This window comes from Xenorhabdus thailandensis (assembly GCF_037996785.1).
Lineage (GTDB): Bacteria > Pseudomonadota > Gammaproteobacteria > Enterobacterales > Enterobacteriaceae > Xenorhabdus > Xenorhabdus griffiniae.
In genome coordinates, this window is record NZ_JBBMXF010000007.1 from 131,746 (window position 1) to 150,889 (window position 19,144).

Here is a 19,144-nt window from a genome sequence, read left to right on the forward strand (position 1 = left end):
GACAAAATAAGCCGTTCCTAATATCTGGAGGAGGAATACCGAAACGGTATTCATGACACAACATGACCCAAGACCATCAACTGCAAGTAGAAGCCATTAAATGTGGCACGGTTATCGATCATATCCCCGCCCATGTCGGCTTTAAGTTATTGTCATTGTTCAAACTCACCGAAACAGACCAGCGCATTACCATTGGCTTAAATCTGCCTTCCAACCATTTAGGTAAAAAGGATCTGATCAAGATTGAAAACACCTTTCTGACAGCGCAACAGGCAAACCAGCTCGCCATGTATGCCCCCAATGCCACAATCAATAATATTGAAAATTACGTTGTGGTCAAAAAGATGCAAATCAACTTGCCAGACCGAATCGACAGTATCCTTGTCTGCCCAAACAGCAATTGCATCAGCCATAATGAACCGGTCAACAGCAGCTTCTATGTGATGTCAGAAAAAGACGATGTGGTGTTGCGCTGTAAGTACTGTGAGAAAGAGTTTGATCGCCAGGCTGTTATCAATAACGATTAACCGCCGAACCCGCTAGCAGTTCAAGCAATCTGTAAGAATGTCCTGTATCAATTGATGTGGGACAGAGGATCACTATAATGGCGATCCAGAAAATTTTTCCATTTAGACGTCAAACAGGAGTTTCTAATGTCACGTTCTATCCATACCGAAAATGCTCCAGCAGCCATCGGCCCTTATGTTCAGGGCGTTGATCTGGGCAGCATGGTTATCACTTCCGGCCAGATCCCTGTTGATCCAAAAACCGGTGCTATCCCTGAAGAAGTCACTGCTCAAGCCCGCCAATCTTTGGAAAACGTTAAAGCGATTATTGAACAATCTGGCTTAAAAGTGGCTGATATCGTAAAAACCACGGTGTTTGTTAAAGATCTGAATGACTTTGCTGCCGTGAACGCAACTTACGAAGCGTTCTTCGCTGAACACAATGCGCCATTCCCTGCCCGTTCATGTGTTGAAGTTGCCCGTCTGCCAAAAGACGTGAAAATCGAAATCGAAGCTATCGCTGTTCGTCGCTAATTTGCCGTTTTTCCAGCCCTGATCACTTCGGTATCAGGGTTGATATTCCCATCTGGTTTTCCTCTTTTTCTTTGTCTTAGATCAACTTCTTTAGTTGTATATTGACGCATAAAATCTACATATTGTGCTTTAATATAACAAACACACTATATATAGTATTTATACACAAAATTATCCACATAAAAACAGAAAGCGAGACGTCCTCTCATTTTTGCTGTGGATAACATATTGAGGTGCCATATTGTGAAAATGGTTGTGACGCAACAGGGTGACATGAGTAAGGGCAATGCCTGTGAACAGGCATCCCATACATGGCATGATCGGTTGGATCAAGAAATTCGGGGCCTGATCGAGCAAAGCAATTTCTCTCTTCTCAATGAAAATGCCAATAAAGATAGTAAGGTCATTCCAACCCAGCGTGACTTATTGGCAGGAATTGTCGCCCGACAATATGCGAAGCAGCATATGCTGCCACATGATGTGGTGCAAGCACATGATAGAGGAGAAATTCACTATCATGATCTGGATTACGCCCCATTTTTTCCTATGTTCAATTGTATGCTGATCGATTTACAGGGCATGTTGACTAACGGTTTTAAAATGGGCAATGCGGAAATTGAACCGCCCAAATCCATTTCTACCGCCACTGCGGTCACTGCCCAAATTATCGCGCAAGTTGCCAGCCACATTTATGGCGGTACAACCATTAATCGCATTGATGAAATCCTCGCTCCTTTTGTGAAAGCCAGTTATGACAAGCATCTGGCGATTGCCAAAGAGTGGAATATTGCCGATCAAGTTGCCTATGCAGAAGCACGCACAGAAAAAGAATGTCATGACGCTTTCCAGTCCCTGGAATATGAAGTCAATACGCTGCATACCGCCAATGGACAAACGCCATTTGTTACTTTCGGCTTCGGCTTGGGAACAACCAAAGAAGCCCGTTTGATCCAAATCTCTATTTTGCGCAACCGCATTGCAGGTTTGGGAAAAAACCGCAAGACCGCCGTTTTCCCCAAGCTGGTTTTTGCCATTCGTGATGGATTGAATCACCGGTTTGGTGATCCCCACTATGACATTAAATTGCTAGCCCTGGAATGTGCCAGTAAACGCATGTATCCCGATATTCTCAATTATGATCAAGTGATTAAGGTAACGGGATCATTTAAAACCCCAATGGGTTGCCGCAGTTTTCTCAGCGTTTATGAGGAAAACGGTCAGCAACTTCATGAAGGGCGTAATAATTTGGGCGTCATCAGCCTGAATCTTCCTCGCATTGCGCTCGAAGCCAAGGGTAATGAAGCTGATTTTTGGCAAATTTTAGATCAACGCTTGTTACTCGCGAAAAAAGCACTGATGACCCGAATTGCTCGCCTCGAAAAAACCAAGGCTCGCGTTGCCCCGATCCTCTATATGGAAGGGGCTTGTGGTGTACGCCTGAAAGCGGATGACAATATTGCCGATATTTTCAAGCAAGGTCGTGCTTCTATCTCGTTGGGCTATATCGGTATTCATGAAACGATAAATGCGTTATGTGGCAATCACATTCATCTGTTTGATGATGAACAGCGCCAGCAGAAAGCCATTGCGATTGTTAAACACTTACGTAAGGCCGTCGATCTGTGGAAGCAGCAGACGGGTTATGGGTTTAGTTTGTACAGTACACCCAGCGAGAATTTATGTGACCGCTTTTGCCGTTTGGATACCACTGAGTTTGGCGTAATCCAAGGTGTCACCGATAAGGGCTATTACACCAACAGCTTCCATTTGGATGTAGAAAAGAAGGTTAATCCCTACGATAAACTGGACTTTGAAGCACCCTATCCGCCATTGGCAAACGGTGGTTTTATTTGCTATGGCGAGTATCCTAACCTGCAACATAATTTGAAAGCATTAGAAGATGTCTGGGATTACAGTTATTCACGTGTGCCTTACTATGGCACCAATACACCCATTGATGAATGTTACCAATGCGGCTTTACCGGAGAATTTTCCTGTACCAGTAAAGGATTCACCTGCCCCCAATGTGGAAACCATGATCCAGCCCAGGTTTCAGTTATTCGCCGTGTTTGTGGTTACCTTGGCAGCCCGGATGCCCGCCCATTCAATGCAGGTAAACAGGAAGAAGTGAAACGCCGTGTGAAACATTTCACCAATGGACAGATAGGTTAATAGCATGAATTATCATCAATATTATCCGGTTGATGTGGTGAATGGTCCTGGAACCCGCTGTACGCTGTTCGTGTCAGGTTGTTTGCATCAATGCCGTGGCTGCTACAATCAAAGTACATGGCGAGTCGATTCAGGTCAGCCTTTTACGCAAGCAACCGAAGATCAGATCATCGCCGACCTAAAAGATAACCGGATTAAACGACAAGGCCTGTCACTATCTGGCGGTGATCCGCTGCATCCTCACCATGTTCGCCGCATACTGCAACTGGTTAAACGTGTACGGGAAGAATGCCCAGATAAGGATATCTGGCTATGGACAGGTTATGTCCTCAATGAATTAAGCGAAATTCAGCAAGACGTGATCAGTTACGTTCATGCGGTTGTGGATGGGAAGTTTGAACAAGCGCTGTATGATCCTACATTAATTTGGCGAGGCAGCCATAATCAGGTCATCCACTATTTTTAACGCTGCCAATGCAATTTTTTGCCAAACCCGAGGGTGTTATTCACCATTTTGATTTCATTGATATTGAGCTGCCAGATTGGGGATTTGGCCGTCAACGCGATAGGAAAACGGCGGCAATAACGCGCTCTGGCGATGGTTTCTGCTTCACCAGCCAATGAAATCACTTCACCCCGAAATTGAACACCTTTGATTTGGGCGATATTGCGGGTTTGGCCGGCAACAGTGCCTGCAACGATAGGATTATTTTGCATCATCTGACCGTGGCGAGTATCGGATCCCGTCATAAACCAAAATGCCATGCTAGCAGCATCAAAGACATAAAAGCAGCTGGCACACCATAAATCCTGAGCTGAAGAAGTGCAAAGAGTGAATACATGTTGTCTGGCAAGATACTGACTAATTATTAAATTTTCTTTATTTAAATCCATATATTTTCATACCGTTATTTTATTCAAGTCATAACAGAACACGACAGGCGCCTTATCCAGTTACGTGTTCTGAATTTGACTTAATAAACCCTAAGATTTATATAAGATCACGATAAATTATTTATAAATTTCGGCAACTCCGGTCAGTTGATTCTGACCATTTGCAGACACAACACGGAAATAACTTGCACCAGCTTCATCAGCTTTTTTGGACAACTCTTCAGTCAAACTATCTAGTGTCGCTGCACCACTCACTGAAACAACCCCAATTTTTTCACCTTTAGCAACTTGAACTTCAGTGGCAGCAAAAGAACCGAAAGAAACCGCACTTAATGCAAAAATAGCGACAATATTTTTTACATTTTTCATGTTTTGTTCCTCTACTCATTTTTAACGTAAGGATTAGTTCCTTGTAAATGTGAGCATGTTATACGCTTGTTCAAAATATTATAATTAGCAATTGTTGCTATATTTTTTCAATTTTTTTGAACAAAAAATACTAACATTGGTTAACAAATAGAATATATTTTAATAAATTCATTTTGTTATATTTATAAATCATCAAAAATCTGGCTTATAATTACACTTATCACTGAAATGTGAATTAATTCCACACATAAATTAACTTATTAAAATAATTAAAAATAAATAATGAATATTAACGTATCTAATTGGTCTATCTATCTGATCAGAACACGGGATGGCAGTCTGTATACCGGAATAACGACCAATATATCTCGTCGATTTAGGCAACATGCAGCCGGAAAAGGTGCAAAGTACCTAAGAGGGCGGGATCCCTTAATGTTGGTCTATCAAAGTCAGATAGGGGATAAAGGGGTGGCATTGAAAGTGGAATATCACGTGAAAAAACTGAGTAAGCAGCAAAAAGAAAGGCTAGTTATTGACCAGCCTATCTGCATAATAACTTATTTAACCAAAATCGGTTTATCTGAGAAATTTTTCACTCAGGTTATGCCCACAGATGATTAAAGTGGGCAGGGTAAGTAACCAGTCCGTGACAGTCTTCCTGAACAATATCAGCCAGGGGATAGATCAAAAAGTAACTCTCGCAATCAGGCCATTGGCAATGAACTTGATATTGATGGGCAAGTTTAAATCCAAAACGGGAGTAGTACTCAGGCTCCCCCAGCACAACAACCGCTCCATAGCCAAACTCGTTCAGACTATCCAGTCCTTCATAAACCAATTGTTCACCAAGACCATGACTACGATATTGTTCCGCCACCGCCAATGGTGCCAAACCTACCCATTGATGATCTTCACCATTGATATCAACAGGCGCGAAACCGGCATAACCAATCACATGGCCTTCATCGTCGGTCGCAACAATACCTAATGTCAATAAACCATCTTCTCTTAGTTGATGAATTAACTCAGCTTCTGCCGATGTTTCAAAAGATTGACGCAGCAAACGATCAATCCCCATAGCATCGACAGGAATTTCGACCCTGATTAACATGACGATAACACGCGATCGTTCTGATCAGCGCCCTCTTTCTGTCCCGCTTTGATCAATCCAGCCAAACGCAATAGACCAAAGCGAAGGATGGATGGCATAGATCCCGCTCTCATGGAATCCATCTGATTTTTCACATGTAGTCCCAATTTGGTATTCCCTTCAACCCACAAACGATGCAGAAAAACAATGTATCAGGAGATTAAAGAGAAAAAGCGTTGCTTACAATGGGAAATTCGATGATAAATTCCTTATTAAAAAACGTCTACAGAACGGATCGCAACAGCCCTGCCAACATGTAATATTTGAATGATCAAATATCCCTGTTTGTTTCTTTATGGCTGTGATTTTATGAGTATTATGATGAAAAAAATTGCTTAATGCGCTGGATGATACAGCTAAATTCTTTATTACGCAGCATACCAACTAAAATACCCAACACCATGTACATCACGCCAAGCAACAGCATCATACCGATATCTTTGTACACATTGTGCAATGGTAATTCCATCTGGTTAACCCCTGCTATCGCTTTTGTTGCCCATGTCGATGGCAGGGCCGATGAAATGACTCTGACCCAATCAGGCATCGCCTGAAGCGGCCAAATTGTGCCAGAAATATAGAAGATTGGCGTGGTAATAAAAGCCAACGTTAAATAAATCATTTCCACGCTACGCAAGCATTCTGTCACCAATTTTCCCAATCCCAATACCGCCAACAGGAATGGGAATGTCAGTAAGAGCACGAGATAAATCGGTGCATCTTGCCGATACCCCAATATCCACGGCCACAGAATAAAAAAGATCACTGACAGAAATAGCCAGATCGGGATCAAAGCAGACAATGTTCCTAAATAGACGGGCAGCGGTGGGTTACCTTTAGGGGTTTCCCGTAGGGTAATACTGACGCGAACACAAGCAACTAACAAGGAGTGTTGCAACAGCATGACCAATAAACCAGGAAATATGATTGCAGCATAGCTGACTCCGGGATTAAATAACCCAATAGTTTCACTCCGAATCGGTTGTAGCAAGGTTTTCACCTGCTCAATGCTGAAACCCGATTGTAAAAGTAATTTACCATTGTATTCTGCCAAAAGTTGTTGATAAGCCAACGCTAAATCGTGTTGAATCTGCCCATTGGCAAGACGATTTGTCGCATCACCATAAACCGGCACAGTAACATTCTGTCCACTCAGTAAACGTTTTTCAAAGTCCACCGGCACAATGATAATGGCAAAGATGGTTCGCTGTAACATGTCACGACGGGCATTATCAAGATTATTATAGATCTTAGGGGCTACTTTTGGCATGGCGTTAATATTACGGATTAGCATGCGGCTCGCATAGCTGTGATCATTATCGATCACTGCGATTGGTAAGTCCCACACAGAAGGACGAATGTAAACCAGGCTCATGACACATAATGAAACCATCAATAGCAACCACATGGGTTTTTCCAGCATCCCCAAAAATACATCGCGCAGTGTTTGCCAATACAACGTCCAATTTGTTTGCCCATTATTTGCCATTAACGGTTTCCTCTGATTGATTAAGTCGCTTCCACAAGCGATTGCGAATCAAAAGGCCACAAACCACAGGATAGATCATCAATATCAGGCAAACAGACACAATAACTTGTAGTGATACTTCCCGCAGGAAGATGTCAAACATAGCCTGCAAAGCATAGGTTAATGGCTCAAGAGCAGAGATAACTCTTGCGGGCCATACCATAGAAAGTACGGGGACGAGCATACCAGAAAATGTCATCGCAATACTGACCAACATCCCAATCAAGGTGTAGGCCGTTATGACACTGTTGGTGAAGGAAAACAGCAATAGGCCAATGCTTTGCGCGGCAATCACATAAAAAAATCCTACGATAGGCATGTACACTGGATTACCCGCGACTTTTGCTCCCGAAGAAATAACCAGTATTGTAATTTCTACCATCAATAGCAGTGTAAACATCAAGGTATAAGGCGCCAGTTTTCCCAACAATGCCCCAACGAAATCTTTGGCTTCCAAGAGCTGGCTTCCCCTGGCCATGATGTAAATGGTGCATGTGACGACAAAAAGTTGTAATAAATGAATGGTTGCCGCAAATTGCTGGTAATAAATATAACTGCCACTGGCGTTAAACAAGCTGTCATAGGACATAGTCGCTTTCGCTAATGGCGGTAACTGCCGGCCGATTTCGGAGGCAATAATTGCGCGATATTTTGCATTCGTTTCCGCCACCAATCCGCTGAAATCCTGAGTCGAGTAGCGACCTGCACCATAAAACAAAGCATTGTAATACATACTCACCATCGGCCGTTTTCCACTTAACGCATCTTTTTCAAAATCTTCTGGAATATAAAGTAGAGAGTAATCCTGCGCTCTGCGCAAACGTTCTATAGATTCTGGCAAGCTATTGTCATAAGACTTGATATTTGCATGAGGGGCGGCATTCAGGTTACGGATAAAGGTGCGTGACAGCACACTGTGGTCATTATCCACGACCGAGACAGGCAAATTAAACAGTGTTCCTTCTGAAAAATTAGCACTAATTAAGATAAACAGTAGCAAAGGGAACAGCCATCCTAACCAGTGAAAAACCGGGCTGTGCAACGCAATACTAAATTCTCGCGTAAATTCCTGTTCAAAACTGCTCCACGCAGCTTTTCTCTTCATCTGGCGCCCTTATTTATACGCATTAAACTTCAAGTTGCAATTTACAACAGGATATGAAACCTGATTTCTCCCCGCGAAGCGGGAAGAAATCACACGCATATTGAAGTTAGATTGGTATATACCTTACTTATTCCAAAGCCATAAGGCACTCATGCCCGGACGTAAGCCATCAACGGGTTGCAATGGATATAGCCGAACCTCAAACGTTCTCAGGTCAAAATCTCCCGTCGCTCGAGTTGCACGTTTCGTCGCATAATCCCCCATCGGGGCGATATAACGAATTTCAGCTTCTATCTCTTTATTACCCAGTGCAGGTACACGTAATTTAATTTTGTCTCCCTTGCGAACGTGCGCCAAAATATCTTCACGCAGGTTATAGACAAAATAAGCCTGTGAAATACGTACCAATGTCGCCAACGGACTATTAGCATTAAAAAGTTGCCCAACTTCTGCTGGCAATGGCCCAATTTCACCCTCAACAGGCGCTTTGACTTGCAGATCATCATGCTGTATTTTCAGTTCACGCAGTTTTTCTTCCGCTTCATCCAATGCTGCCTGGAACTGCTGTCTCAACTCTATGCGGTCACCATTTTTTCCTGCATCCAGATCAGCTTTAGCACCCAGCATTTTTTGATAGGCAATATCCCGTGCGTTGCGCGCATTATCTAGATCACTGGCAGATATATAGCCGTTGGTTGACATATTTTTGAGACGATTAAATTCACGCTGTGCATTGATGTATCCTGATTGAGCCTGGGCAAGAATAGCTTCTAAATTTCGAATGTTCTCCTCACGAGTCCCATGCAGGGATAATTCAAGTTTTGCTTTAGCTTGATCACGTACAGCTTGCGCTGCGGCAACTTTAGCCGCCAGTTCAGGGCTATCAAGACTCACCATCAGTTGCCCGACTTTGACACTTTCTCCTCGTTCAACATGAACTTTAATGACTCGCCCCATGGCTTTGGACGCAATAATCACTTCCGGCGCATCAACCTCTCCTTGCAACAAGAGTTCCTGGCTGTGGGAACGGAAAAGCACTGCCATTGCGATTAGAAAAATAATCAGTAAAATTGTGAAAAGTGTTCTTTTCTTCATTATGTTCTGCAAGCCCTAAGCGTACTGTCAGGTCAAATTCTTAATACCATCAAGATCCTAATTCAATACCAGTTACCGTATCAGTAAAAGTTGAGTAGAGGTTTTAATCCAGCCTAAACACTCTCCACTGCCTAAATCTTAGCATCTCTGGGAAAAATGCCCTTGTCAGTTATAAATCTTTCCATAAGCCAATTAATTTTAATAAAAAAAGGTCATATCGCTATAAACCTTTATAATAATAGTATGATATTTTTTAACAAACACAAAACATTTAGCACATATACGCATTAAACTTCAAGTTGCAGTTTACAACACGATATGAAACCTGATTTCTCCCCGCTTCTCGGGGAGAAATCACACGCATCTTAAAGTTAGATTGGTATAATCATATAAAACTGAATAGTAATCATAAAAATAATTAGTTAAATAAATTTAATATTAATTAATTTGATAACCAGAATGAATTAGTCTCTATAATCCTTTTTCATCCAGGATAACTATTGATAATAAAAAAATGGAATAAAAGAACTGTGAAAAATAGGAATTAATTATGCAATAAAATTGCATATTATAATTATTGCTATAAATTCTCATATATTAATAAAGTAAAAAATAACTGTTATTTTGCCGTTTCAAACACTCTCAAAAAAGATTCATTTTAATAATGAACTATTAAGTTGATCCTATGAAAAAATAAATAGCGATCCATCATGTTCCCTTATGCTTAATTCTTCCTTTATTCTAAATCTGAAAAAGCATCAATATAATGCAAAACAAAATGATAACTATTTATTTTTACTTAATTATTTAAATAAAACAGGGTTTTAATATCAACCTAATTCAGAATGTATCGATAACGAAAGTTATATTGATCAAAAAATGATTTTATGCTGGAATAAAAAACCACACAAAGACAAAATAGCAGATCAATAATCTTATTGTTAACTAATAAGTAAATTTTTTTAACTATTTTGTAATATCCAAAATCAGGTAATGCCATGTTGTCATCCCTTTATTGTGCACTGATATGGCATTTTTTATCCTGATTAAACGATTTATGGCAGGCAGTAAACAGAAAATAATATCCTGAAATGGATAGGTTTACTGTTGGCTATCGCATGGTATTTTTTATTGTTACAGGTCTATAGATATGAACAAAAAATCTGATCAGCCGCAGTTGTTACATAAACAGCAAAGTGTGGTGCAACGTGTAGCTTGGGTGAACATTATGGCTCAACTCGCATTCCCAATTGCTGGCGCATTCACCCCCGTGATCGTTGCGGCCAAAACGCCCTCAACTTTTCAAAATGAAAAATGGGTTTTACCAACAGAGAGTTATGTCCTGAAATCAGGGGAAACAGTCAAGAGCATCGCCAAACGTTATGGTTTAACTGTCTCCGATTTAAAAAAAATCAATCAATTGCGTACCTTTGAGAAGCCTTTTACCGCACTCGGAGTGGGTAGTGAGATTGATGTTCCAAAACCTCGTAACAATAAATTTCTGCCTTTTAATTATTCCTCATTAAAAATATCTTCATCAAAACAGCCTTTATTAAAACAATCTTCATTAAAGCCCTCTTCATTAGACAAAACCGCTACAGAAGATAAGACGTCTATTACAGACAACACAGCCAAAGATTCTAACCACCTGGCTGAGATTTCCTCTCGCATTGGCCAGTTGCTGGCCAGTGGTGACATTAAAAATAATGCCGCAAGTCAATTAAGCAGTCTGGCAGTGGGAGAAGCCAATCAGAAAATTCAAAATTGGCTGGGACTCTATGGCACAACGCGTGTACAACTCAATATGGATAATCATGGCCATTTGAGTGACAGCCAATTTGATATGTTATTGCCGTTGTATGATACCTATCGTCAGATGTTTTTTACCCAGTTCGGCCTACGTCATATTGATAAACGCAATACCGCCAATATTGGCTTTGGACAACGCCATTTTTTCGATGACTGGATGCTGGGCTACAATGCTTTCTTTGACCACGATATCACCGGCGATAATAGCCGACTCGGCCTTGGCGCAGAATACGCCCGCAATTACCTGAAATTGGCGGCTAACGGCTATATTCGCTTAAGTAATTGGAAAGAATCCCGCCTTTTAACTGATTATGATGAACGCCCTGCCAATGGCTTCGACCTGAGAGTGCAAGGTTATTTGCCTTCGTTACCACAATTCGGTGGCAAGTTGATGTATGAGCAATACTTCGGGGATGAGGTCGGTCTTATCAGTAAAGATCACCGCAAGAAAGATCCTGCTGCCTTCACTTTCGGGGTTAATTATACACCTATCCCATTGTTGACTTTCGGTATTGACCGCAAACAAGATATGTCTGGTGATGGGGAAACCCAGTTCAATATCGAACTGAGTTATGAAATTGGTACACCGTGGGCCAAACAGATTGATCCCGATGCCGTAACGTTTAGGCGTTCTCTGCAAGGTAGCCGCTATGATTTAGTCGACCGCAACAACCAGATCGTTTTGGAATACCGCAAACGTGAAGTGATTTCTCTGGCAATCGATAACCTGATTATAGGTTATGCAAGAGATACCAAACCTCTCCATATCAGTGTCAATAGCAAATATGGGTTTAAAGATATTGAGTGGGATGCAGCAGACTTTTTTGCCAATGGCGGTAATATCCAACACCAAGGTGGCACACATTATCTGTTGACCTTGCCCAAATATCAATCTCAGGGCAACAACACCTACACGGTGGGAGCCATTGCTTACGATGAGCACGGTAATACATCCAAACGGACTGAAGTGAAAGTACAAGTGCTTCCCGCTGTAGTTAATGCGAGTAAATCCACCTTCTCAGCAAAAGACAAAGAGCTATTGGCTGATGATCATGCCACCACCCTCCTGACATTAACCCTGAAAGATAAAGATGACAAACCTATCCGCGGAATTGCCTCAGACATCAAATTAACTTCAAGTGGGTTAAGTGGAAGTGGCAGCGATCCGAAGATCGATAAAATGAAAGAAGTTCAACCGGGTATCTATGAATCCCAGCTCACTGCTGGCAAAAAGATCGGGGTACTGAAAATCACTCCAGAAGTAGAGGGTATTATCATTAAGCCCGTTGAGATCATGTTCGTACATCCTGAGGCGCCAATTGTCAGAAATTTAGCCATAACTGGCAAATTAGAGATGGGCCAGAAATTAAGTGCAACCTATACCTTTAATCCTAATCACGGCGACCCAACGGATAAATCGATCTATGTATGGGGCAATAAGGGCAATATTGATCTGACCAAAGGCCATACAGTAACAGAATCGGGCAAAATCCCTGACTATACATTGACACTGTCAGATGCCGGCAGGGTGAAAGAGATTGCCGTCCAGGCAAAAAATGCGATGGATCGTATCGGCAATACACTGAGCGTTGATACCAGCATGAATGCCGATCAAGGAAACCACACCCATGATGGTGGAAAAGGAGGTACTGTCAGAGGGCTAGCCGATGACATGACGATCACAGTAAGCGCTGATAAGGTTAAAAACCATGAACCGATCATACTGACAATCAAAACGCTAAATCATGAACAGCCAGTCCAAAATGTCGCAGTCAGAGTTAACGCTATCAAGGCACTGAATCGTCAGAATGTTACTGAGAAAATCACGGCCTTATTGAGAGGCAAATCAGGTACATACCAAGGTTTCACGGATGATCAAGGGGTTTTGTCTATTGCTGTGACCGATCCGAACGGGATTGGCGTGAAAACGACATTATCTATCTCGGCGGATGGCACTGCTGCCTCACAAACTAAAGATGCCATTTTTACTGTGGTTACCAGCCCAGACGTTCCCGTGGCTAATTTTTGGGGGCATATGCCTGATACCGTAGTGGCTGAAAATGGTGTTGTCTTTAAGCGCCCTCGATTGCAAGCAGAGCTAATGGCTGATCATTTATCCGCAGAGAACACTTATACCGAAGGTGGCGAAATATGGCCGCGCCGTCACGCAATAGGAGCCGCATGGTACTGTAAGAAAACACATAGCACATTGCCAACAAAAGAAGATTTGATGGCTCTGTACCGTGCCCATCCAAACAATGCAATGCACGATCTACTGGGTTGGCCCGAACATCGATCCTACCGTTCTATCACAGTAGGAAAAGACGAAAAAGGAAGAAATGAACATTACGCCGTGAATATAGACGAAGGATTTGAACATGTTATCAATGATAAAATCTATGATTACGTCATCTGTGAAGAATAACGTTACTTGTCAGTTAGTTGCATTGCTTGGTTAAAGCATCCGCCCCAAAGGGGCGGATAATTCTTTCCCATTCCTATCAATACATTACCCTGTTAACGCCTCTTTACGGTGTTAAATTCCACCTTTGTTGACATCCTCCCCGCCCTAAAGGGCGGGGATTCCTACAGCGTTCAGACCGAAGCCTGACTCACCTCGGTGGGTTCCTGCTTCAACGGGCGGTCTGGCTGCACCATCCCTCCACAGGCAAGCATGGCATGTCCTGCCGCTAAAATATTACGTGCGGCGTTTACATCCGCGTTCGCGGTGTAGCCGCATACCTGACACACGAATTGACTTTGCGTCTGACGGTTTTCTTTCGCCGTATGACCACAGCAGGCACACCGCTGGCTGGTGTATGCCGGAGGTATCGCCACTACCTGACCACCGCGCCAGAGCTGCTTGTACTCAAGCTGACGGCGCATTTCATGCCAGCCTTGATCCCGTATCGAGCGGTTCAAGCCTGATTTGCCTCTGACGTTTCTTCCGTGCTTCTCTGCCGTGCCTTTTGCCGATTTCGACATGTTACTGACCTTCAAGTCTTCAATGACGATCATCGCGTGGTTTTTGCTGATTTCACTGGTGACTTTGTGAAGGTAGTCGCGCCGGATATTGGCAATGTGTGAGTGCAAACACTGGATTTTCCGTTTTTGTTTCTGCCAGTTTGCGCTGAATTTTACTTTGCGACTCAACTGCCGCTGGAGTGTTGCCAGCTTACGTTGGTTTGCTTTGAAGCTGCTTACTGGCTGATATACCGTGCCATCTGAAAGCGTGGCAAGTTTTGTTACTCCGGCATCCAGTCCGACCATTGATTCTGCATTGTGAGCAGGGTCAGTCACTTCGTATTCAGTCTGGATACTGACGTACCATTTGCCGCATGACTGGCTGACCGTGACGTTTTTCACTTCGCCAATGACTTCACGGCTGTTGCGATAGCCTATCCACCCTAACTTTGGCAACGAGATTCGACTGTTGGGCTGATCGAGCTTCACGCCCTGCGGGTAGCGGAATGAGTCATGTTGACCACGTTTTTTGAAGCGGGGGAATGCAGCACGCTTCTGGAAGAAATTTTTGTAGCCGCGCTCCAGATCTTTCAGTGACTGCTGCAACGGTTGCGAGGGAGATTCTTTCAGCCATTGTGTTTCAGGTACGGATTTCCACTCAATCAACCATGAAGCCATTTTGGTGTAGGGGAGATATTTATTCCCTGCTTCAGGGTTCTCATTCTGGAGTGCCAGTGCACGGTTAAAAACGAAGCGACAAGCCCCTGCGAAGCGTCGCATATCGCGCTCCTGCTGACCATTTGGTCTTAACTGGAATTTGAAGGCTTGAAGTCGTTTCATGACTATCATTATACTTTGGTCTATGACAAAAGAAACTGATAGTCGACGCGGAAGACACGGTGTTTTCCTGATGCACGTCCACTTGGTATTCGTCGCCAAGTATCGACGAAAGATATTCGATCTTGATGCCATCGAAAAGCTACGCAGCTACTTTAGCAGCGTATGTGCTGATTTTGGGGTTGAACTGGTTGAAATGGACGGCGAATACGACCACGTGCATTTGCTGATCAACTACCCGCCAAAGCTCGCAGTATCGAATCTGGTCAACAGTCTTAAAGGCGTTTCCAGCAGGCTGCTTCGGCGTGACCGTCCAGATATTGCTCTACGCTATTACTACAAAGGCGTTCTGTGGACACCGAGCTATTTTGCAAGCAGTTGCGGAGGTGCGCCGATCTCGATCATCCGGCAATACATTGAGCAGCAGAAAACACCAGGTTAGTCGGAAAACCGCGCCTGATAATGAGTGTATCCAGTGAATCGCCGCTATTTGAAATCTCTTAAAGAAGAATTGGGGTTAAATTGCTCACCCTTAAGGCATAATAATTTCTTAACCCTACAAAAAATAAACATAAGGAAATGCGCTTGGCAGATTTTTATCTCAAAATTAAAACCAACCGAATGATCCTGAAGAACCTCAAAAATCAGCTAGAACTGGAGATTGTGGGACATTTCAGTACCCCACGTTTGCTGATCGGTGACTTTTATAACGCGATGTTTCAATTAAATACTCTGCTCAATCAACATGGCTTCCTGCGAGGAATTAAGCAGCTTTTTGAGTGTAAACACCGCGTACTGATTCATCCACTAGATCAAAGTGAAGGAGGATTGTGTCCTGTGGAAGAGCGAATTTTGCAGGAAGTGGCACACGTTGGTTTCAAAGGTAAGTTAAGAAAAAGCGTTATTCATCAAGGTGAACGCTTACTTTCAGATGCAGAGGCTAACGCTGAATTAAGCAAACGTATTACCAAGAAATAATATTTAATAAAATCAAAAAAATAAATAGAAAAAGCCCTTTCTCTGTTAAGAGAAAGGGCTTTATTTAATTGACCATTGCGATATTTTTAGCGCAACGATGAATCAAGCCATTCAATGAATGATTAGTGCTTATACATTACCACTGCTTTGACGGCGACGTGGTGCTTCATCGTTGCCGCGACCACGGAAAGAACCACGCTCACCACCACCACGACGTTCGTTGTTAAAACGACGACCACCGTTATTACCGAAACCATCACGGTCACGACGTGGACCATTGCCACCATTACCGCCATTACCATTGCGGCCACCGCGACGCTCACGGCGCTCAAAGGGTTGCGCGTCTCCCATCAACTGCATATTCATTGGCTTGTTCAGAATACGAGTACGGGTGAAGTGAGACAGCAACTCCCCTGGCATACCTTTTGGCAACTCAATCGTAGAGTGGGTAGCAAACAGTTTGATATTACCGATATAACGGCTGCTGATATCACCTTCATTTGCAATTGCGCCCACAATATGGCGAACTTCAACACCATCATCACGGCCAACTTCAATGCGATACAGTTCCATATCACCCACGTCACGACGCTCACGACGAGGACGATCACCTCTGTCACGCTCACCAAAGCCATTGCTATTGCCATTGCGACGACGATCATCACGCTCGTTGAATTCACGGCGAGGACGACGCACTGGATCAGGTGGCAGAATAAGTGGGCGCTCACCTTGTGCCATTTTCAGCAGGGCTGCTGCCAGTGTTTCCATATCCAGCTCATCGCCAGTACCCAGCTTAGACAGCAAGGCGCGGTATTGATCCAGATCGCTGCTTTCCAGTTGATTCTGAACATTAGCCGCAAATTTCTCCAGACGACGCTGGCTCAGAAGCTCTGCGTTTGGCAGTTCAACCTCTGGGATGGTCAGTTTCATGGTACGTTCAACGTTACGCAGCAAACGACGTTCGCGGTTTTCAACAAACAACAGCGCACGACCCGCACGACCCGCACGACCAGTACGACCGATACGGTGTACATAAGATTCAGCATCCATTGGAATGTCGTAGTTAACCACCAGGCTAATACGATCAACATCCAAACCACGAGCAGCAACATCAGTCGCAATCAGAATGTCCAAACGGCCATCTTTCAGGCGCTCAAGTGTCTGTTCACGCAGAGCCTGGTTCATGTCACCATTCAGTGCCGCGGAGTTGTAGCCGTTACGCTCCAGCGTTTCTGCAACTTCCAACGTTGCATTCTTGGTACGCACGAAAATAATCGCAGCATCAAAATCTTCTGCTTCCAGGAAACGCACCAACGCTTCATTTTTGCGCATTCCGTAAACAGACCAGTAGCTCTGGCTAATGTCAGGACGGTTTGTCACACTGCTCTGAATGCGAACTTCCTGTGGATCATTCATGAAACGACGGGTGATACGACGGATCGCTTCTGGCATTGTCGCAGAGAACAGCGCGGTTTGATGTTCAGCAGGGATCTGGCTCATGATGTTTTCAACATCTTCGATAAAGCCCATACGCAACATTTCGTCAGCTTCATCTAATACCAAACCTTTCAGGTTGGACAGATCCAATGTGCCACGTTTCAGATGGTCAAGCAAACGTCCTGGTGTACCCACCACAACTTGTGGCCCCTGACGCAAAGCACGTAACTGAACGTCATAACGCTGTCCACCGTAAAGTGCAACAACATTCACATTGCGCATATGTTTGGAAAAATCTGAACACGCTTCAGCAACCTGCACCGCCAGTTCACGGGTTGGCGCTAACACAAGAATTTGTGGCGCTTTAAGTTCAGCGTCAATGTTATTCAATAAAGGCAAGCTGAAAGCAGCTGTCTTACCACTGCCCGTCTGTGCCATACCCAGCACATCACGGCCACTCAGCAGGTGAGGAATACATTGTTGTTGAATAGGAGAAGGCTTCTCATAGCCCAAGTCTCCCAACGCAGAAAGGATAGGTGCCGATAAACCTAAATCAGCAAAAGAGATTTCAGTCTCAGTGGTCATGTAATGGTGCCTCATTGATCATGGCGGCCAGTCTACATAACACAGTGAAAAGAATTTCTGTCATTTTCATTTAAAATGTGAACTGGCTCAAATTATGTTATTAAACGAACAAACAAGCCCTCATCTCCAGAGATGTGGACTTTAAAATCTGTCGTGAAAATGTTCGTCAGCTATTGTTGGTTCGATTCCGATAAGTCATCTTGTTTTTGGCCCAATAATGCCAATTCCAACAATGCATAGCGGTGCTCAACAAAGTTATGCACATTGTTAGCCACCGTCAGCTTGAATAACGCAGTAGCGCTATCCTCATCCCCCAGACTTAGGTAATGTTTACCTAAATAGAAGTCAGTTTCACTGAGATGCTCAGCGAGCGAAGTGTTATCTGTTGAACCCTGCTTTAAGCGTTCCATCAATGTCTTTTCACTGATTTTGCCTAAATAGAATTCAACAATATTCCAGCCCCATCTCCCTCGATTCGCTTTGTCAAAATGGTGCGACAAATTAGTCATTGCAGCCTTAGGATCAAGTTTGTCTTCCACAAGGTACAACCACAACGAACGGAAGGGATCATTTGGATCGTCTTGATAAAACGCCTGCAGATCATCCTGCGCCAATCGATAGCGGCCACCGTAATACAGTGAGATGCCGCGATTCATTCGCGCGTAGTTGTAAGTTGGATCAAGCTCTAAAACAGAATCAAACGCTTCATAGGCAGAATCAAAATTGCCTGCCTGCGTAAAATAAATTCCTAAATAATTAAAAATTTCAGGAATATCAGGGCGGATAGACAAAGCCACTGAAAAATCATTCTGTGCCAATGCCCTCAGCCCGAGGCTATCATACAGCACACCTCGTTCATATAAAAGCTGTGCATATTCATCTTCCGTCAGTGACCGACTCGCAAGTATTTGCTCCATACGAGCCAGAATAACCTCTTGTTGCAATGTCGGTTGTAATGGAATAGCAATAACTTCATTTTTACGCCACCCAGTGCCGCTACATCCCACAAGGAGAAAAATAGCCGCAACATAACACCAGCGCAGAAAAGAATTCATTTCCCACTCCCGAAGCCAGACATCAATCAAAATGCCCTATTACTCCACCCACATTGTATATTTCAGGCTTCCTACCCAAAATTAACTCCCTCTCATCTTTCGAACTATTACTAAGAACAATAATTC

At 43.4% G+C, this 19,144-nt stretch carries 18 protein-coding genes; 8 read left to right on the forward strand and 10 right to left on the reverse strand.

Annotated elements, in window-relative coordinates; genetic code table 11:
- Positions 1-62 precede the first annotated feature (62 nt).
- The 4 genes from pyrI (at position 63) to nrdG (ending at position 3,678) form a co-directional block, all read left to right on the forward strand.
- Entirely contained in the window at positions 63-527 is a 465-nt protein-coding gene (pyrI, locus tag AAC853_RS03080) for an aspartate carbamoyltransferase regulatory subunit (protein ID WP_189760522.1), read from the forward strand.
- A 126-nt stretch (positions 528-653) separates the two neighbouring features.
- Positions 654-1,040, forward strand: a complete 387-nt coding sequence (ridA, locus tag AAC853_RS03085; RefSeq protein WP_189760521.1) for a 2-iminobutanoate/2-iminopropanoate deaminase — start codon at positions 654-656, stop codon at positions 1,038-1,040.
- Between the two features lie 273 nt (positions 1,041-1,313).
- On the forward strand, positions 1,314-3,212 hold the full coding sequence (gene nrdD / locus AAC853_RS03090) for an anaerobic ribonucleoside-triphosphate reductase (RefSeq protein ID WP_340614154.1): 1,899 nt from the start codon (positions 1,314-1,316) through the stop codon (positions 3,210-3,212).
- Between the two features lie 4 nt (positions 3,213-3,216).
- The gene (gene nrdG, locus AAC853_RS03095; protein WP_340613667.1) at positions 3,217-3,678 is read left to right on the forward strand and encodes an anaerobic ribonucleoside-triphosphate reductase-activating protein; all 462 of its coding nucleotides are present in this window, start codon (positions 3,217-3,219) and stop codon (positions 3,676-3,678) included.
- Here the strand turns inward: nrdG and AAC853_RS03100 are convergent.
- Both AAC853_RS03100 and bhsA read right to left on the reverse strand, forming a co-directional pair.
- Positions 3,675-4,106 (reverse strand): YhbP family protein, encoded by a 432-nt coding sequence (locus tag AAC853_RS03100; protein ID WP_338883591.1) that lies wholly within the window; start codon positions 4,104-4,106, stop codon positions 3,675-3,677. The two genes, nrdG and AAC853_RS03100, sit on opposite strands and share 4 nt — an antisense overlap.
- 117 nt (positions 4,107-4,223) lie before the next feature.
- Positions 4,224-4,475, reverse strand: a complete 252-nt coding sequence (gene bhsA / locus AAC853_RS03105; protein ID WP_338883592.1) for a multiple stress resistance protein BhsA — start codon at positions 4,473-4,475, stop codon at positions 4,224-4,226.
- Between the two features lie 282 nt (positions 4,476-4,757).
- Here bhsA and AAC853_RS03110 point away from each other — a divergent pair, with 282 nt between their 5' ends.
- On the forward strand, positions 4,758-5,096 hold the full coding sequence (locus AAC853_RS03110) for a GIY-YIG nuclease family protein (RefSeq protein ID WP_422824172.1): 339 nt from the start codon (positions 4,758-4,760) through the stop codon (positions 5,094-5,096).
- On the opposite strand, the gene AAC853_RS03115 is transcribed toward AAC853_RS03110, so the two are convergent.
- From AAC853_RS03115 to AAC853_RS03130, 4 genes are all read right to left on the reverse strand, one after another.
- The gene (locus AAC853_RS03115) at positions 5,077-5,586 is read right to left on the reverse strand and encodes a GNAT family N-acetyltransferase (RefSeq protein ID WP_340613668.1); all 510 of its coding nucleotides are present in this window, start codon (positions 5,584-5,586) and stop codon (positions 5,077-5,079) included. The two genes, AAC853_RS03110 and AAC853_RS03115, sit on opposite strands and share 20 nt — an antisense overlap.
- Before the next feature lie 355 nt (positions 5,587-5,941).
- Positions 5,942-7,114, reverse strand: coding sequence for an ABC transporter permease (locus tag AAC853_RS03120; protein ID WP_340613669.1), 1,173 nt, complete (start codon positions 7,112-7,114; stop codon positions 5,942-5,944).
- Positions 7,104-8,258, reverse strand: coding sequence for an ABC transporter permease (locus tag AAC853_RS03125; RefSeq protein WP_338883595.1), 1,155 nt, complete (start codon positions 8,256-8,258; stop codon positions 7,104-7,106). Before AAC853_RS03125 ends, AAC853_RS03120 begins: the two co-directional genes overlap by 11 nt.
- 123 nt (positions 8,259-8,381) lie before the next feature.
- Positions 8,382-9,353 (reverse strand): HlyD family secretion protein, encoded by a 972-nt coding sequence (locus tag AAC853_RS03130; RefSeq protein ID WP_340613670.1) that lies wholly within the window; start codon positions 9,351-9,353, stop codon positions 8,382-8,384.
- A 1,150-nt stretch (positions 9,354-10,503) separates the two neighbouring features.
- Here AAC853_RS03130 and AAC853_RS03135 point away from each other — a divergent pair.
- Entirely contained in the window at positions 10,504-13,587 is a 3,084-nt protein-coding gene (locus tag AAC853_RS03135; protein WP_340613671.1) for an inverse autotransporter beta domain-containing protein, read from the forward strand.
- 170 nt (positions 13,588-13,757) lie between these two features.
- On the opposite strand, the gene AAC853_RS03140 is transcribed toward AAC853_RS03135, so the two are convergent.
- Positions 13,758-14,966 carry an RNA-guided endonuclease InsQ/TnpB family protein gene (locus AAC853_RS03140; RefSeq protein ID WP_340613672.1) on the reverse strand — a complete coding sequence of 403 codons (1,209 nt, stop codon included), beginning with the start codon at positions 14,964-14,966 and terminating at the stop codon, positions 13,758-13,760.
- A gap of 22 nt (positions 14,967-14,988) precedes the next feature.
- Between AAC853_RS03140 and tnpA the strand changes: the two genes are divergently transcribed.
- Together tnpA and AAC853_RS03150 are read left to right on the forward strand one after the other, a co-directional pair.
- Positions 14,989-15,405, forward strand: a complete 417-nt coding sequence (gene tnpA / locus AAC853_RS03145; protein WP_338805343.1) for an IS200/IS605 family transposase — start codon at positions 14,989-14,991, stop codon at positions 15,403-15,405.
- Positions 15,406-15,548: 143 nt separating this feature from the next.
- A complete protein-coding gene (locus tag AAC853_RS03150; RefSeq protein WP_340613673.1) occupies positions 15,549-15,941 on the forward strand; it encodes a hypothetical protein in 393 nt (130 codons plus the stop codon).
- 129 nt (positions 15,942-16,070) lie between these two features.
- Here AAC853_RS03150 and AAC853_RS03155 read toward each other — a convergent pair whose 3' ends face one another.
- The 3 genes from AAC853_RS03155 to nlpI form a co-directional block, all read right to left on the reverse strand.
- Entirely contained in the window at positions 16,071-17,963 is a 1,893-nt protein-coding gene (locus AAC853_RS03155; protein WP_338883599.1) for a DEAD/DEAH family ATP-dependent RNA helicase, read from the reverse strand.
- Positions 17,953-18,033: a protein YrbN gene (gene yrbN, locus AAC853_RS17765; RefSeq protein ID WP_120211369.1), complete on the reverse strand. Its 81-nt coding sequence runs from the start codon at positions 18,031-18,033 to the stop codon at positions 17,953-17,955. The genes AAC853_RS03155 and yrbN overlap by 11 nt, the downstream gene beginning before the upstream one ends.
- 100 nt (positions 18,034-18,133) lie before the next feature.
- Entirely contained in the window at positions 18,134-19,018 is an 885-nt protein-coding gene (nlpI, locus tag AAC853_RS03160) for a lipoprotein NlpI (RefSeq protein WP_338883600.1), read from the reverse strand.
- Between the last annotated feature and the right edge of the window lie 126 nt (positions 19,019-19,144).